We start from the raw sequence: 16709 nt of genomic DNA on the forward strand, positions 1-16709 counted from the left end.
TTGGAGAAAAAAGAAGTCAGGTTTAATCTACGGCACAGCATCAAAGTGCTAAGGGTGCTCCCAAACTGACTGACTTCTTTGCAATGGAGATAGCTAATCATCCATCGCTGAGAGATACAAGGGTGCTTGGTGAGCTTCGCGAACCGCACCGTTGCCAGAATCGTACCAGCGTTAAATCAAAATCCATCGCCTCTAGAAGAGCCTCCCACACAAGACAATACGGCACCCGCAAATTTTTGCGGTGATCAATTGCTGTCGCGGGTGCCGGATATGGTTCGACTTAGCAGAATAACAGGAATAATCCCCACCAACACAATCAAAAGTGCCGCCAGCGAGCAGGCTTCCAGCATCTCATCAGAAGCATACTGATACACGTAGGTGGCCAAGGTGTCGTAATTAAAGGGCCGCAAAATCAGGGTGGCGGGTAGCTCCTTCATCGAATCAACAAAGACCACTAGTGCAGCCGTGAGGATGCCGCCTTTGATCAACGGCAGGTGAACCTTGAGGAGGGTTTGCAGTGGGGAGAGCCCCAGTGAGCGGGATGCCATGTCCATGCTTTCGGTAATCTTATTCAGGCTTGAATCGACCGAGCCTAATGATACGGCTAAAAAGCGCACCACGTAGGCAAAGATAACGGCAAAAGCAGTGCCGCTCAGCAGCAAGCCGGTGGAAATGCCAAAAAACTGATCCATCAGGCTGTCGATCGTATTATCAAACGCGGCTAATGGGATGATCACCCCGATCGCTAATACGGCCCCAGGCATTGCGTAACCGAGGCTGGAAAATTGCACCGCTATCTTCAGGCTTTTGTTTTTATGCAGTCGCTTCGAATACGCCAGTAAGAGGGCGATCATAATGGTTAATATGGCTGCGCTGCTCGATAGTATAAAACTGTGACTGGCATAGGTGAAAAACTCGAGAGTCCAGAGTTGATCGATATTGTGCAGTGCATAGCCAGCTAATACCCAGACAGGAATAAAAAAGCCAGTGATGACCGGTAGGGCGCAGAGTAGAGTTGCACCCCAAGCACGCCAGCCCGATAGACGATAACCGGTGAGCACTTTATAGCGGTCTGGGCTATTAAATTGTCGCTGTTTCGCCCGAGCGAGGCGCTCTAATGAGATCAGTATGACCACAAACACCATCATCAGGCTGGCGATCTGCGCTGCGCCCCCTAAGTTGCTCATATTTAGCCAGGTATCGTAGATACCCGCGCTCATGCTTTTGACAGCAAAGTAATCCACGGTACCAAAATCGTTGAGTGTCTCCATCGAGACGAGGGATAAGCCGACGGCGATGGCAGGTCGGGCGATGGGCAGCGATACACGGTAGAAACTTTGAAACGGTGTGCAGCCAAGGGTGCGGCTAGCATCATGGATGGTGGTCGATTGTTCTAAAAATGATGCCCGTGCTAACAGATAAACATAGGGATACAGCACCATCGATAGCATCAGGATCGCGCCCCCGAGGGTGCGAATATCGGGGAACCAGTAGTCGCGGGCGGTTTGCCAGCCGAACAGTTCACGCAGCGCTATCTGCAGCGGGCCGGAGTATTCCAGCAGGTCGGTATAGACATAGGCGATAACATAGGCGGGAACAGCAAAGGGCAGCAGTAGCGCCCACTCGAATAGCCGACGGCCGGGGAAACGACACATGGTGACGAGCCAGGCACCACAAACGCCGGTGGCGACGGACAGTGCGCCGACGCCGAGCATCAGTGCCAGTGTTGTGGTGATATATACCGGCAGTACTGTGGCGGCGAGGTGAGACCAGATATTTTCGCTGGGAAACAGCGCTAAATAGAACACAGAGAGGATCGGCAGCGCCACCATGAGCGCTGCGCCCCAGGTGCCACTGTACCAACCAAACAGGTAGTTCTTCTGCTGAGGCGCTGAAGCGGGCTGCTGGATTTCTTGGATGGCGTGCTCTGCCTGCATAGCTGTGTCTTCTTAAACAAAAAACGGTAGCGCGCAGACTACCGTTTTGATCTTGAATTGTCCAAATATGTCGTTAGGCGGGTTTAGTTATCAAAACCCACTTTGTCGACCATGCGTGCCGCAACGGCACGTAATTCGGCAATATGTTGCAGGCTGACGTCATCCTGTTTGAATTCGCCCATGTATTTGTCAATCAGGGCTGAACGCTTGGTGCCTGGACGGATAGGGAACTCAAAGTTCGCTTCAGCATACATCGATTGTGCTTTAGCTTGGCTGAGGAACTCCATGAGTTGGATCGCCGCTGCTTTGTTCGGTGCATATTTGGTCAGTGCAGCCCCAGAGATACTCATATGTGCGCCGCGACCCTCTTGGTTAGGGAATACCAAGTTAACGGAATTAGCCCACTCTTTCTGTTCAGGTTGCTGCTCGTTAGTGAGCATCTTGCCAAAGTAGTAAGAGTTACCTAGGGCTAGATCACACACGCCCTCTTTAACAGCTTTTACCTGAGCACGGTCGTTACCTTGTGGTTTGCGGGCAAGGTTGGCCTTTAAACCTTCGAGCCACTGTTCTGCTTCGGCTTCACCGTGGTGAATGATCATTGAGCCGATCAGTGACAGGTTATAGGTGTGTTTACCGCTGCGGGTACAGATGCGGCCTTTCCATTTAGGATCGGTCAGTTCTTCGTAGGTGGTAATCTCGCCCGGTGCAACGCGGTCTTTAGAGGCGTAGATCAGTCGAGCACGGCTTGTTAGGCCAAACCAGTGAGCGTTGGGATCACGGTAATGAGCAGGGATATTCTCTTCCAGCACGTCGCTGTGGACTGCTTGGGTTAAACCCTTGGCGACGACATCGTAAAGTGGGCCAATATCAGAGGTGAGGACGATATCAGCGGGTGAGTTTTTACCTTCGTGCTGTAGGCGCTCAATCAAGCCTTTTTTGGCGAATACTACATTGGTTTTAATGCCGGTCTCTTCACTAAAGGCGTCTAGCATCGGTTGAATCAGGAATTGCTGGCGGTAAGAGTAGATATTTACTTCATCGGCAGCAGATACATGGGGCGCTGCGATCGAGAGAGGGAGTGTAAGGAAGGCCAGTTTTTTCAAATGATTTCGCATGATTGGGGTACCTGATCTGTGGGACGCTATATAACGCCGCAAGAGATGACTAATCTGTAATATTGGTAATGGGAACTATTCTTATTTAAAAGAGGCTTAATGTCAATGGTAATGCGTATGATTCTCAATTAAATTAAGCGCGGTGTTCTATCGTTGCCGGTTTTAAGGGTACTGAGTGTTAAATCGCTGCCCTTTAGTATTAGAAGGCAGCGTCGAAAAGGGCTAGTGAAGCATAGTTAAGCCACGGTGCTAAACGGGAAAGAGCCGCGATAATAGCACCGGCACGGCGTTTTCTACCCGTAAAATTCTAGGGCCGATATGAATCGCTGCAAAGCCTGCATCTTGTAGTTTTTCGACTTCATAGGGGATAAAGCCTCCTTCAGGGCCGACGGCGAGGGTGGTGTTAATATCCTCTGCTGGCGGACAGATAGCGGCGTTATAGGGGTGGGCTACCAGTGCGCGACTGTCTTTGATGAGGGCGGGGAGCTCATCTTCAACAAAGGGCTTAAAGCGTTTGCGTAAGTGTACCTCTGGCAGTTGTGTGTCACCGGCCTGTTCTAATCCTAGATAGAGCTGCTCATTGACGCTGTGTTCTTGTAATACCGGCGTTGACCAATAACTCTTATCAACCTTGTATGAGTTGATTAGATAGATCTGTTTCACTCCCATACTCGTGACGGTTTGCAGGGTGCGCTTGAGCATTTTTGGCCGGGGGAGCGCGAGTATCAAGGTGAGTGGTAGTGGCGCGGGTGGTTGCTTATCTAATGTAACCTGTAAGGTAATCGATTGATCGCTAAGTTGAGTGACCGTGCCTTGGCCAATCTCTCCATCCAACAAGCCTACTTTTAACTGTTGCGCCTGCACCGGTTGATAAAACTGTTTGATATGGTGGAAGCGGCGGTCATTAATAACAACGGTGTCGGCGGCGATAAAATCACTTTTAAACAGCAGAATCAGATTCATGTTATCCCAATGTAGCGTCAATTTAGGCTCGCCATTCTAAAGCAGCCTATTTAAGTTATCTATCTTGCTGTGGGTTGTTGCGACATATAGTCGATCAGGCCATCGGCAAAGGCTTTGACCTTGGCTGAGAGGTGCTGCCGATGCGGGTAGATAATATTGAGTGGTATCTGTGTCTGGCAGGTGTTGACTAATACGGGGACCAGTTCGCCAGTCTGTAACATTGTGCTGATGGCAAAGTCTGGACAATAGGCCATGACGGTGCCGCTGCGGGCCATATTAGCGGCGGCGAGGGCGCTGTTCACACGGACAACAAATGTGGGGCGGACCTCAACCAAGCCTTGCTCTGTTTGAAAACTCCAGCTGGCACCTGCTCGGTGATTACTGTCATAAACACAGGGGAGTTGATTCAGTTGTTCTAAGCTATCCGGCACACCGTATCGCTTGAGATAATCGGGGCTGGCACAGAGCATCATTTTTAGTGACCCAGCGGAACGGGTGATCAGGTTAGAATCTTCCATTTGACCAATACGGATGCCCACATCAAAGCCTTCAGCAATAAGATCGGTAAAGCGATCACTCAACACTAACTCGATGTTTAAGTTGGGGTTTGCTGCCATGATTTGAGCAATATAGGGCATCAGCACCAGCTCACCGAAGGTGGTGGGGGCGGCAACCCGTAAGCGACCCACTAAGGTGCGGTGTTGGTGCTGCAGTTCAGCCTCTAGCGTGGCGATATCATCGATTATTTTCTTCGCTTGTTCATAGTAACTCTGACCTTCGGCGGTGAGTTTCATGCTGCGGGTCGAGCGGGTAATCAGTCGGACTGTCAGCCATTCCTCTAATTGCGACACATGAGTGCTCAGCAATGCCTTCGTTTTACCCAGTTGCCGTGCAGCAGCGGTAAAACTGCCTTGTTCTGCGACAGAGATGAAGGAGGTCATGAGGTTGAGCTTATCCATATTGTTAAATATATCCGAACAATGTTTATATAAAATGGATTATTGTTTATTTTTTGTCTTTGGTCAAAAATCATCGCATCTAAACAACACCGATTTGATTAAGGAACAGAAAATGAATACACAACAGGAATATGCAACGACACTGTTACGCATCACACTGGGGGCGATGTATCTAGCCCATGGTTTACTCAAGCTGCTGGTGTTTACACCAGATGGAACCGCGGGTTACTTTGCCTCATTAGGGGTGCCTGCTTTTATGGGGCCGCTGACCATGGCGATTGAAATTGCCGGTGGCACCGCATTGGTGTTAGGTGTTTATGCTCGCTGGGTAGCGTTGGCCTTGGTGCCGGTTTTGCTTGGTTCGATTGTCCTGGTACACGGAGCCAATGGTTGGGGCTTTGGTAATACAGGTGGTGGTTGGGAATATCCTGCGTTTCTGATCGTCGCATCCTTAGTGCAAGGCTTGTTAGGCAATGGTCGTTGGGTGTTGTGGGCGGAAAACCGCAAGATTGATCGGTCGTTGAAGCCCGCGGTTTAAATGCAGCCGCGAGAGGCTGTTAGCCAAAACAGGTGAATGGGTCATATTAAAGCAAGCTATATATGCGATTAAGAGGCTAAGCCTAAATGGTTTGCCGCCCGCTGCCCTAGGTTCAGCGGGTATCGTTATTTTCAGGATAATTCATGATGACAGTAGAAAAAGCACCGGTGATGTTTATTAGCCACGGTTCGCCCATGTGGGCCCTCGAATCGGGAGAGGCGGGCGATCATTTGATGCAGCTCACGCCTGAATTTGAACGATTCGCGGGCGTTGTGATTATCTCACCCCACTGGATGACGCGAGAGGCGGAAGTCACATCAGCGTTACAGCCTGAGACCATCCATGATTTTGGCGGTTTTCCCGAAGCGCTGTATCAGTTGCAATATCCTGCACGGGGTAGTGCGGAGATAGCGGGGCAAGTGGTTCGCTGCCTGAACGATGCAAATATCAAGGTATCGCTGAATGCTCAACGTGGGTTGGATCACGGTGCTTGGGTGCCGTTACGTTTTCTGCTGCCAAAGGCGAATATTCCAGTGGTGCAATTATCACTGCCGGTGAGCTTGTCGCCAGCACAGTTAGTTGAGCTGGGTGAATCACTGGCATCGTTGCGGGCGCAAAATATCGCCGTGATTGCCTCGGGCAGTCTTACCCACAACCTGCGTGATATGGTGCGTGACGACCATGCGGTACCGGCTGGGTATGTCGAGCGGTTTCAGGCATGGGCACGCGATAAGGTGCAGCAGCGAGATATTCCCGCGTTATGCCAGCCGCATCTTGAAACCGAGACCTTTGCGCAGGCACACCCCTCGGCGGACCATTATCTGCCATTACTGATCGCCATGGGCGCCAGTCATCCGGCTGATCACCTTACCGTGCTGCAAAGCCCTATTCAGTACGGTGCACTATCGATGGAATCTTATCTCTGGCGGTAATGCTACCGGATCTGCCTCACTCTCACTTTCTAAGCAGCCTGACATTGATCAGGCTTTTTTGCGTCTTTTTTGTCGTGGTTAATTTAGATGCTTCGTTTAGACGCTTAATTTAAAGGCTTAATTAAAAGGTATGAGTTAAAAGCTGAGATTGATGGCTGAGTGGCGGGCATATTTCAAATACTGTCCTATAGTGACGGAGTCCTGTTGTCGGTTTACTGATCAGAGTGATCGATTGCGTCGATGCTCAATTGATTAAATGATCACTTGGCTCGGCTTAAATTAATCATTTGATCACTTTTCTTGAGAGGTGAATCTTTATTTTAATCTGATTTTTTATTGAAAGTGTTTATAAAACAATAAGTTAATTTTGTTTCAGAGATAGTGGCTCAGTGTTTGCTTATTCATTAGGGCAATCATCGAGTGTTAAGTGTGGAGTCTCTTATGCCCGATTCGCTGATACATCAGATCAAGGTGGTTAATCGTCAGCTGAGCTTTAGCTGCAGTGAAGATCAGGCCTTACTGATGGGAATGGAGCGATGCAACGCTGGTGCGATTAATGTGGGTTGCCGGGGTGGCGGTTGCGGTGTCTGTAAAATTCGTATTCTCAGTGGAGAGTATGAAGTGAAACGGATGAGTCAGGTTCACTGTTCAGCGGATCAGTTGCAGCAAGGTTTTGCCCTTGCCTGCCGAGTGTTTCCGAGATCTGACCTTGAGATTGAATCTGATCACTGTGATGCCGTCTTGATACCTGGTGATAAACCGGCTGAGCAAAACGAATGAACATAATAAATACTAATAACAGTAAGTGCAGAGGTTAATATGAGAAATGGCGTTATGCGTCCCGGTCATGTGCAGATACGGGTTTTAGATATGGAAGAAGCACTGGAACATTATCGTGATCTGATGGGCTTAATCGAAGTTGAGCGCGATAATCAGGGGCGTGTTTACCTGAAAGCCTGGACTGAGGTCGATAAGTTTTCCGTTGTGCTACGCGAAGCCGATAAGCCTGGTATGGATCATATGGCTTTTAAAGTGCTGAATAATGAAGTGCTGGAACAATTGGAAGCAGAGCTGGTGGCCTATGGGTGTGAAGTAGAACAGATTCCCGAAGGCGAGCTGAGTGGCTGTGGTCGTCGTGTGCGTTTTGTCGCGCCAACCGGGCATAACTTTGATCTGTTTGCTGAGAAAGAGCAAACCGGTAAATGGGGTATCTCTAGCGTTAACCCAGAAGCCTGGCCGCGAGGCTTGAAAGGGATGAAAGCGAGCCGCTTCGATCATTGCTTGCTGTATGGGCCGAACATTGAAGAAACCTATGTGCTGTTCCGTGATGTGCTGGGCTTTGAACTGGCCGAACAGGTAGTCGACCCTGAAGGTGGCCGGGTGGCGGTTTTCTTGACCGTCGGCATGAAAGCTCATGATGTGGCGTTTATCGATTGTCCTGAACCGAATAAATTCCATCACGCATCCTTCTTCCTCGAAACTTGGGAAGCCGTATTGCGTGCCGCAGATTTGATCTCCATGACCAATACGTCTATCGATATTGGCCCAACCCGTCACGGCTTGACTCACGGCCAGACCATTTATTTCTTTGATCCATCGGGTAACCGTAACGAGGTTTTCTGTGGTGGTGATTATCACTATCCCGATCACGAACCGATCACTTGGAAAGCTGAAGATCTAGGTAAGGCGATTTTCTACCATGACCGTGTACTGAATGAACGCTTCCTAAGCGTGCTTACCTGATTTGATGCGCTGCCCTAGGTTGGGCAGCTGATTACTTGACCATTGTTATTTTCACCGAGGCTTGAGAATGAAAGAATTTAAGAACTTTATTAATGGCGAATTTGTTACCAGCGCCAGCGGTAAAACCTTTGAAAATCGTAACCCGGTGGATAACAGTCTACTGGGTCAGGTACATGAAGCGGGTGAGCCAGAAGTGGCCGCCGCTGTTGCAGCGGCTAAAGCGGCCATGAAAGGCCCTTGGGGTAAAATGACCCAAGCGCAGCGTATTGCATTACTGGATAAAGTGGCAGATCGCATCAATGAACGTTTTGATGAGTTTCTTGATGCTGAATGTAAAGATACCGGTAAACCTCACAAAATTGCATCGCACATCGATATTCCTCGGGGCGCGGCGAACTTTAAAGCGTTCTCTGAAACCCTCGCTAATCACCCGACCGAAGCTTACAAGCTGGATACACCGGATGGTCGTGGTGCGCTGAACTATGGTCACCGTTCCCCTAAAGGGGTGATCGCGGTGATCAGTCCATGGAATCTGCCGCTGCTGCTGATGACTTGGAAAGTAGGCCCAGCACTGGCCTGTGGTAATGCTGTGGTAGTGAAACCGTCGGAAGAAACACCGGCAACAGCAACCCTGCTCGGCGAAGTGATGAACGAGTGTGGTGTACCTGAAGGTGTGTATAACGTGGTGCATGGTTTCGGCCCTGATTCGGCGGGTGCTTTCTTAACCGCACACCCCGATGTAAATGCGATTACCTTTACTGGTGAGACTCGCACCGGCGAAACCATTATGCGTGCGGCCTCGGTTGGCCTGCGGAATATTTCACTGGAGTGTGGTGGTAAAAACCCTGGGATTGTTTTTGCGGATTGCGATCTGGATAAAGCGATTGAAGGCACCATGCGTTCGGCGTTCGTTAACTGTGGTCAGGTCTGTTTAGGTACTGAACGCATCTATGTTGAACGACCTATCTTTGATGAGTTTGTGGCGCGGTTAAAAGCCGGTGTTGAACAGCTTAAATTGGGTGTGCCTGAAGATGCTTCTGTCGATTTTGGCCCGCTGGTCAGCCAAGAACATAAAGAAAAAGTGTTGTCCTACTACCGTTTAGCCGTCGAAGAGGGCGCCACGGTTGTCACGGGTGGCGGTGTGCCTGAGATGGGTGATGCCTTGAATGCTGGTGCTTGGGTTGAACCTACTATCTGGACCGGCCTTGCGGATGATGCTCGGGTGGTCAACGAAGAGATCTTTGGCCCTTGCTGCCATATTCGTCCGTTTGATACGGAAGACGAAGTCATCGAACTAGCAAATGATACTAAATACGGTTTGTCGGCGGCGATCTGGACGGAAAACTCGTCCCGTGCTTCCCGCGTCGCTGAGGCGATGGATGTGGGTATCGCTTGGGTTAATAGCTGGTTCCTGCGGGATCTGCGTACGGCGTTTGGTGGAGCAAAAGAATCGGGTATTGGCCGTGAAGGCGGGGTACACGGTTTGGAGTTTTATACCGAATTGAAAAATGTCTGCATCAAGCTGTAACCGTTTGACTAAATAGAGAATCATGATGAATAAAGAACAGATACTACTGTGCGGCGATGAGTTATATGAGGCGATGACCCAGCGTCATACGCTACGTCCTTTTACCGAACGCTTTACCGACATCACTATTGAAGACGCCTATGCCATTTCGTTGCGCATGATCGAACGTCGCGTCGCCGCCGGTGAAAAAATCATCGGTAAAAAGATCGGTCTTACATCAAAAGCCGTGCAGAACATGCTGAAAGTCGGTCAACCGGATTTTGGTTTCTTGACTGATGCGATGGCTTACTCTGAAGGTCAAGAGATGCCGATCAGCGAGAAGTTGATGCAGCCAAAAGCCGAAGGTGAGATCGCTTTTATTCTGAAAAAGGATCTCTTAGGCCCAGGCATCACGAATGCAGATGTGCTGGCCGCAACCGATTGTGTGCTGCCTTGTTTTGAAGTGGTGGATTCGCGTATCGAGAACTGGAATATCAAGATTCAGGATACCGTAGCGGATAATGCGTCCTGTGGCCTGTTTATTCTGGGTGATAAAGCCGTTGATCCCCGTAAAGTCGATCTGTCGACTTGCGGTATGGTGGTTGAGAAGAACGGTTCGATTATTTCCACCGGTGCGGGTGCTGCGGCGTTGGGTAGCCCGGTTAATTGTGTGACCTGGCTGGCGAATACTCTTGGGCACTTTGGTATTCCACTGAAAGCGGGTGAAGTGATTCTGTCCGGTTCATTAGTACCGTTAGAGCCTGTTCAGGCCGGTGACTTTATGAGTGTATCTATTGGTGGTATCGGTTCTGCATCGGTCCGGTTTGTTTAACGACCAGTGACTGGGAAACCATCAACAGAGCTGAAGGTGAGAAGAATGAGTAAGAAATTAAAAGCAGTGATTATTGGGCCGGGTAATATCGGCACCGATTTGTTAATGAAAATAAAACGCTCCGAGTGGGTCGAGCCGGTTTGGATGGTGGGTATCGACCCTGAATCCGACGGTCTTAAACGGGCGCAAGCAATGGGTATTAAAACCACCGCTGAAGGTGTGGATGGTGTGTTACCCCACATTATTGAAGATGATATTCGAGTGGCGTTTGATGCGACCTCGGCTTATGTTCATGCCGAAAATAGCCGCAAGCTGAATGAGCTAGGCGTGATTATGATCGACCTGACGCCTGCTGCGATCGGCCCTTTCTGTGTGCCGCCGGTGAATCTGGTGCAACACGCGAAAGAACTAGAGATGAACGTCAATATGGTGACCTGTGGTGGCCAAGCGACGATTCCAATGGTTGCGGCGGTCTCTCAAGTACAGCCGGTTGAATATGGCGAAATTATCGCCACGGTCTCCTCTAAATCGGCTGGCCCCGGTACCCGCAAAAATATCGATGAGTTCACCCGAACCACCGCCAGTGCGGTGGAGAAGGTTGGCGGTGCTAAACAGGGTAAAGCGATCATCATTATCAATCCGGCTGAACCGCCATTATTGATGCGTGATACCGTCCACTGTCTGACTGAAAGCGAGCCGGATCAAGCAGCAATCACAGCATCGGTACAGGCGATGGTGAAAGAGGTGCAGAAATATGTGCCGGGTTATCGTTTGGTGAACGGCCCTGTCTTTGATGGCAATCGTGTTTCTATGTTTATGGAAGTTGAAGGACTCGGTGATTATCTGCCGAAGTATTCCGGCAACCTAGACATCATGACAGCGGCGGGTTTACGTACGGCTGAGATGTTCGCTGAAGAAGCGAATAACGGCAATATTACCCTGCCAGCACGCGGCTAAGTGGAGGAAAAGAGAATGAACTTGAACGGAAAAAAAGTAGTACTCCACGACATGAGTCTGCGTGATGGTATGCATGCGAAACGTCATCAGATCTCATTGGAACAGATGGTTGCTATCGCTACCGGCTTAGATGCAGCTGGCATGCCGCTGATCGAAGTAACTCATGGTGATGGTCTCGGTGGCGCGTCGGTTAACTACGGTTTCCCCGCCCACAGCGATGAAGAATACCTCGGTGCGGTGATTCCCAAACTGAAAAACGCTAAGGTTTCTGCACTCCTGTTGCCGGGGATCGGAACGGTTGATCATCTGCGCATGGCCAATGATCTCGGCGTGAACACTATTCGTGTCGCGTCTCACTGTACTGAAGCAGATGTGACCGAACAGCATATTGGCTTAGCGGCCAAGCTAGAGATGGACACCGTTGGCTTCTTGATGATGGCTCACATGGCTAGCCCAGAAAAAATTCTGGAACAAGCGCGCCTGATGGAATCCTATGGTGCTAACTGTATCTACTGCACCGATTCCGCCGGTTATATGTTGCCGGATGAAGTGACTGAAAAAATCGGTCTACTGCGGGCAGAATTAAACCCAACCACCGAAGTCGGTTTCCACGGTCATCACAATATGGGCATGGCGATCGCTAACTCATTAGCGGCGATTGATGCTGGTGCTATCCGTATCGATGGTTCGGTAGCAGGCTTAGGCGCAGGGGCGGGTAATACGCCACTGGAAGTACTGGTCGCTGTGTTGGATCGTATGGGGGCGGATCACGGTATCGATCTCTATAGCATCATGGATGTGGCGGAAGATTTAGTGGTGCCTCTGATGGATCACCCGATTCGACTGGATCGTGATGCGCTGACATTGGGTTATGCCGGTGTGTACTCATCCTTCCTGCTGTTCGCTAAACGCGCAGAAGCGAAGTATGGCATTCAAGCACGAGACCTGCTGGTGGAACTGGGCCGTCGCGGCACTGTCGGTGGACAAGAAGATATGATTGAAGATTTGGCGCTGACCATGGCCAAAGAGAAGGGGTTAATTTAATGTCCGATGTAAATGAGAATAAGCTGTCACAAACGCAGATCGAAGAGCTAGCGGAACATCTAGAAAATGCCGAGCTACAAGCGTATGAAGTGACTAAGATCACCGATGACTATCCCGATATGACCTATAAGGATGCATTTGATATCCAGTGGGAAATTCGTCGCCGTAAAGAAGCCCGTGGCAATAAAATTGTCGGTATGAAGATGGGTCTGACCTCTTGGGCAAAAATGTCCCAAATGGGCGTTGAACATCCTTGCTATGGTTTCCTCGCAGACTACTTTACCGTGCCCGACGGTGGTGAAATTAAGCACGACGAACTGATTCACCCTAAGATCGAGGCGGAGTTGGCATTTGTCACTAAAGCGCCGTTGAAAGGACCGGGTATCCATATTGGTGATGTGCTACGGGCAACTGATTTTGTGATGCCGGCCGTTGAAGTGATCGATTCACGTTATAAAGATTTTAAATTCGATCTGAAATCGGTGATTGCCGATAATTCCTCTTCGACTCGGTTTATCACCGGTGGTCGGATGGCGGATGTAGCGGATCTTGATCTGAAAACCCTTGGCGTGGTCATGGAGATCAACGGCGAAGTGGTTGAAGTCGGTGCTGGCGCGGCGGTGTTAGGGCATCCAGCTTCCTCTGTCGCGATGCTGGCGAATATGCTGGGTGAGCGCGGCGAAGAGCTGCCTGCTGGTTCTTTCGTGATGATCGGTGCCATTACTGCGGCGGTTCAGGTGAACAAAGGCGATTCTTTTTGTGTTCGTTATCAGGATCTGGGTACAATCAGTGGTAAATTTGTGTAATTAACTGAGGTGTGACAGTGACGGGCGAAACGGGTATTGAACAACAACTGACCGAACCCGGTCAGGAAGGTCCAGTCACTGTCAGTATCTCCCGTAAGGTGATTGCGGGGAAAGAAGCGGACTTTGAACAGTGGGTTTCAGACGTTGTTGAAGAGGCGTCTGTCTATCCCGGTCATCAGGGGAGTAATGTGCTGCGCCCCTCTGCCTCTACCGGTAACTGCTATGTGCTGATCTACCGTTTTGATAACTACAAAAATTGTCAAAACTGGGAGAATTCAGAGGTACGCCGGAAGTGGCTCAAAAAACTTGAGCCAATCATCGAGGGGGAGCCTGAGGTACAGCGGGGTACCGGACTCGAGTTTTGGTTTGACCTGCCTGAGCTGCCGGTGAGCAAGCCTTCACCCCACAAAATGACATGCGTGTTATTAGTGGTGGTGTATGCCTTAGTGATGGCGATCAATGTGCTGTTAGGGCCCTTTCTTAATAGTCTCGATCTATGGTTGAGATCGGTGGTGATTGTGCTGTTACAGGTATTACTGCTGACCTATATCGTGATGCCCCGCGTGACCCGGTTGCTGCAATCCTGGCTGTTTAGTCAGGGGCCTAAATAGGGCGATTAACAAGAGGAAAACGGCATGCCTATCGTGACGGTTAATATGATGGAAGGACGCTCCGATGAACAGAAAGAGCGGATGATCGCGGAAGTGAGCGATGCTTTGGTGCGTTCTCTGGGTGCGCCTATCGAAAGTGTTCGGGTATTGATTAACGAGATGCCTAAGCAGCACTTCGGTATTGCGGGCCAGTCGGCTAAAAAAATGGGCAAATAGTTCCATCTTCATCTGCTGAAACCTCCTACGGGAGGTTTTTTTATGCCCCTTTACTGATGACTACAGGGTTGATGACACATAGCACCCTTGAGCGGGTAGAGGTATGATGGCGGCTATTTTAATCTTATGTATAAAGGTATTGAGTGAAATCTGATCTGCTGAACGATGAGGTCCGACCTACCCTGATTAAAATGACGCTACCGATGATGCTCGGTATCGTCAGTCTGATGTTATTTAATATTGCCGATAGTTATTTTGTTAGTCAGTTGGGCACCCACCAACTCGCCGCCTTGGGCTTTACCTTTCCCGTGTCATTTACGGTGATCAGCCTATCGATCGGCTTGAGTATCGGCACTTCCGCCACTATCGCGAGGTTGATAGGTTCGGGTAACGAATCCGGTGCCCGGCAGCTAACCACCGATAATCTATTGATGACCACTCTGTTGATGGTCACGATTGCCGTACTGGCCACTCAGATGATCGATCCACTGTTCCGCTTGCTCGGTGCCGGTGACGATCTACTGCCGTATATCGATCAATATATGTCGGTGTGGTTTGGTGGGGCGGTTTTCTATGTCTTGATTATGGTGTCTAATAGCTCTTTAAGGGCCAGTGGCGATACTCGTTCTCCGGCATTATTGATGGGCATCTCATCACTACTCAATTTTATACTCGATCCCATCATGATTTTTGGCTGGGGGCCGGTGCCTGCATTAGGGATTCAGGGGGCTTCGATTGCCAGTTGCATTGCCTGGGGCTTAACCGCGGTGTTTGCTTTATGGAATCTTTATTTTAATAAAGGTTTATTAGTACTGCGGATTGAGTCGGTGTCTGTTGCGCTGCAACACTGGATGATGGTGATGAAAATCGGTTTTCCGGCGGCATTGTCCAATATGATGACACCTATCGCTGCGGCGATTATGACGGCGATTGTGGCCACCCACGGGCCTGAAGCGGTGGCGGCATTCGGGGTGGGGAGTCGGCTTGAGTCTCTTTCGTTACTGGCCAACTTGGCGCTCTCAATGACCCTGCCGCCCTTTATTAGTCAGAACTTTGGCCGTGGTTATGTTGACCGTGTGCGGGGGGCTTATCTGGCGGCAGTCAAATTTGCGTTGCTATGGCAGGCCGCTGTCTATCTCTTGTTGCTGCTGTTTGCTGGTGGGATTGGTTCACTGTTCAGCGACAACGATTCGGTGATCAGTTTGATTGGCTTATGGATTTTGATTGTGCCTTTAGGTTTTGGTTTTCAGGCGGTGACTTTTTTGACTGCATCGAGCTTCAATGCCTTACATCAACCGATTAGAGCGATGCGAATCAGTATCTTTCGGTTATTTTGTCTCTATGTTCCCTTAGGGTTATTAGGCAATTATTTGGCTGATTTACAGGGGATGTTTATTGGTTTCGTGATCGCAAATATGTGCACCGCAGCAATGGCTTACTGGTGGATGCAGCGACATCTGAAGCGTCTGTAAAGGCTTTGACTTCAGTAAAATAAGTTGTATGTTGTCATTAGGCCGTAAGGAAGCAACGATAAGCTTTTGAGCTAGATCAAACGTTTGTTTAATAGTTGATCTAACTGCTGTTACGTGCTGAGTATGACTTAATCATGGTGGTAGTATTGAGTACTCAACCAAAGTCATATTATCACGCTGATCGGTTCGCTATATGATCGGTGTCGATAACATAATAATTACAACGCTAAACAACGACTCGAAACAATTAACTCTCAAAAAGCAAAGGGGACACGAGCATGACACAGAAAATTGCTCTAGTTACAGGAGGTACTGGTGGTATTGGCTCCGCCATCTGTCGGGCATTGGCTGACGCAGGCGTCAAGGTTGTTGCAGGTTATAACTCCGGCGGCAATCATGAAAAAGCCAAAGCTTGGCAAGCAGAGCAAAAAAAGGATGGTTACGATATTTTGGTCGCCTATGGCGATGTTACCAATGAAGAGTCATGTGCTGCCTGTATTAAAACGGTAGAAGAAGTTGCCGGCGGCAGTGTTGATATCCTTGTCAATAATGCGGGTATTACCCGTGATGGTACGTTCCGCAAGATGAGTTGGGAGCAATGGAACGAAGTGCTGTCTGCTAACCTTGATTCAATGTTCCATATGACCCGTCTAGTGATTAATCCAATGCTGGATAAAGGTTGGGGTCGGGTTGTCAATATCTCCTCAGTCAACGCTCAGAAAGGCCAGTTTGGTCAGTGTAACTACTCCGCGGCTAAAGCGGGTATTCACGGTTTCACTAAGGCATTAGCGCAGGAAGTAGCCGCTAAAGGTGTGACGGTTAACACTGTTTCTCCCGGTTACGTTATGACGCCCATGGTTGCTAAGATTCCTGAAGAGGTGCTTGAGAAGATTATTCGTCAAGTGCCTGTCGGTCGTCTAGGAGCACCTGAAGAGATTGGTAAAGCGGTCTCTTATCTGGCCAGTGATGATTGTGGTTATGTCACCGGTTCTGACTTCTCCATTAATGGTGGTCAGCATATGTCATAAGCTGTCTTCAGCTGATAAAAAAACCCGCCATTGCGGGTTTTTTTGTGCC

17 protein-coding genes are annotated in these 16709 nt (G+C 49.5%); 13 read left to right on the forward strand and 4 right to left on the reverse strand.

The annotated features are described in order from the left end of the window. Positions 1–245: 245 nt before the first annotated feature. The 4 genes from EH243_RS11150 to EH243_RS11165 all read right to left on the reverse strand — a co-directional run bounded on the left by EH243_RS11150 (position 246) and on the right by EH243_RS11165 (position 4974). On the reverse strand, positions 246–1937 hold the full coding sequence (locus EH243_RS11150) for an ABC transporter permease (RefSeq protein WP_126158747.1): 1692 nt from the start codon (positions 1935–1937) through the stop codon (positions 246–248). An 83-nt stretch (positions 1938–2020) separates the two neighbouring features. Continuing rightward, entirely contained in the window at positions 2021–3052 is a 1032-nt protein-coding gene (locus EH243_RS11155) for a Fe(3+) ABC transporter substrate-binding protein (protein ID WP_126158748.1), read from the reverse strand. A gap of 249 nt (positions 3053–3301) precedes the next feature. Beyond that, the gene (locus EH243_RS11160; RefSeq protein WP_126158749.1) at positions 3302–4015 is read right to left on the reverse strand and encodes a 16S rRNA (uracil(1498)-N(3))-methyltransferase; all 714 of its coding nucleotides are present in this window, start codon (positions 4013–4015) and stop codon (positions 3302–3304) included. Between the two features lie 59 nt (positions 4016–4074). Then, positions 4075–4974, reverse strand: a complete 900-nt coding sequence (locus tag EH243_RS11165; protein ID WP_126158750.1) for a LysR family transcriptional regulator — start codon at positions 4972–4974, stop codon at positions 4075–4077. A 112-nt stretch (positions 4975–5086) separates the two neighbouring features. Between EH243_RS11165 and EH243_RS11170 the strand changes: the two genes are divergently transcribed. The 13 genes from EH243_RS11170 (at position 5087) to phbB (ending at position 16660) form a co-directional block, all read left to right on the forward strand. Further along, positions 5087–5512: a DoxX family protein gene (locus EH243_RS11170; protein WP_126158751.1), complete on the forward strand. Its 426-nt coding sequence runs from the start codon at positions 5087–5089 to the stop codon at positions 5510–5512. Between the two features lie 143 nt (positions 5513–5655). Then, positions 5656–6444, forward strand: coding sequence for a DODA-type extradiol aromatic ring-opening family dioxygenase (locus tag EH243_RS11175; RefSeq protein WP_206441596.1), 789 nt, complete (start codon positions 5656–5658; stop codon positions 6442–6444). Between the two features lie 441 nt (positions 6445–6885). Beyond that, positions 6886–7224, forward strand: coding sequence for a 2Fe-2S iron-sulfur cluster-binding protein (locus EH243_RS11180; RefSeq protein ID WP_126158752.1), 339 nt, complete (start codon positions 6886–6888; stop codon positions 7222–7224). Between the two features lie 39 nt (positions 7225–7263). Next, positions 7264–8187 carry a catechol 2,3-dioxygenase gene (locus EH243_RS11185; RefSeq protein ID WP_126158753.1) on the forward strand — a complete coding sequence of 308 codons (924 nt, stop codon included), beginning with the start codon at positions 7264–7266 and terminating at the stop codon, positions 8185–8187. A 67-nt stretch (positions 8188–8254) separates the two neighbouring features. Next, positions 8255–9715, forward strand: a complete 1461-nt coding sequence (locus EH243_RS11190) for a 2-hydroxymuconic semialdehyde dehydrogenase (RefSeq protein ID WP_126158754.1) — start codon at positions 8255–8257, stop codon at positions 9713–9715. A 25-nt stretch (positions 9716–9740) separates the two neighbouring features. After that, entirely contained in the window at positions 9741–10526 is a 786-nt protein-coding gene (gene dmpE, locus EH243_RS11195; protein WP_126158755.1) for a 2-oxopent-4-enoate hydratase, read from the forward strand. 45 nt (positions 10527–10571) lie between these two features. Further along, positions 10572–11483 carry an acetaldehyde dehydrogenase (acetylating) gene (locus EH243_RS11200; RefSeq protein ID WP_126158756.1) on the forward strand — a complete coding sequence of 304 codons (912 nt, stop codon included), beginning with the start codon at positions 10572–10574 and terminating at the stop codon, positions 11481–11483. 15 nt (positions 11484–11498) lie between these two features. Further along, positions 11499–12527 (forward strand): 4-hydroxy-2-oxovalerate aldolase, encoded by a 1029-nt coding sequence (gene dmpG, locus EH243_RS11205; RefSeq protein WP_126158757.1) that lies wholly within the window; start codon positions 11499–11501, stop codon positions 12525–12527. Next, the gene (dmpH, locus tag EH243_RS11210) at positions 12527–13333 is read left to right on the forward strand and encodes a 2-oxo-3-hexenedioate decarboxylase (RefSeq protein WP_126158758.1); all 807 of its coding nucleotides are present in this window, start codon (positions 12527–12529) and stop codon (positions 13331–13333) included. Before dmpG ends, dmpH begins: the two co-directional genes overlap by 1 nt. 17 nt (positions 13334–13350) lie before the next feature. Continuing rightward, the gene (locus EH243_RS11215) at positions 13351–13944 is read left to right on the forward strand and encodes an antibiotic biosynthesis monooxygenase (protein WP_206441597.1); all 594 of its coding nucleotides are present in this window, start codon (positions 13351–13353) and stop codon (positions 13942–13944) included. 24 nt (positions 13945–13968) lie between these two features. Continuing rightward, a complete protein-coding gene (locus EH243_RS11220) occupies positions 13969–14160 on the forward strand; it encodes a 2-hydroxymuconate tautomerase (protein WP_126158759.1) in 192 nt (63 codons plus the stop codon). A 143-nt stretch (positions 14161–14303) separates the two neighbouring features. Continuing rightward, entirely contained in the window at positions 14304–15632 is a 1329-nt protein-coding gene (locus EH243_RS11225; protein WP_241235066.1) for an MATE family efflux transporter, read from the forward strand. A gap of 278 nt (positions 15633–15910) precedes the next feature. Then, entirely contained in the window at positions 15911–16660 is a 750-nt protein-coding gene (phbB, locus tag EH243_RS11230) for an acetoacetyl-CoA reductase (RefSeq protein WP_126158760.1), read from the forward strand. Positions 16661–16709: the final 49 nt, after the last annotated feature.

Source organism: Amphritea opalescens, from assembly GCF_003957515.1.
GTDB classification, from domain to species: Bacteria; Pseudomonadota; Gammaproteobacteria; order Pseudomonadales; family Balneatricaceae; genus Amphritea; species Amphritea opalescens.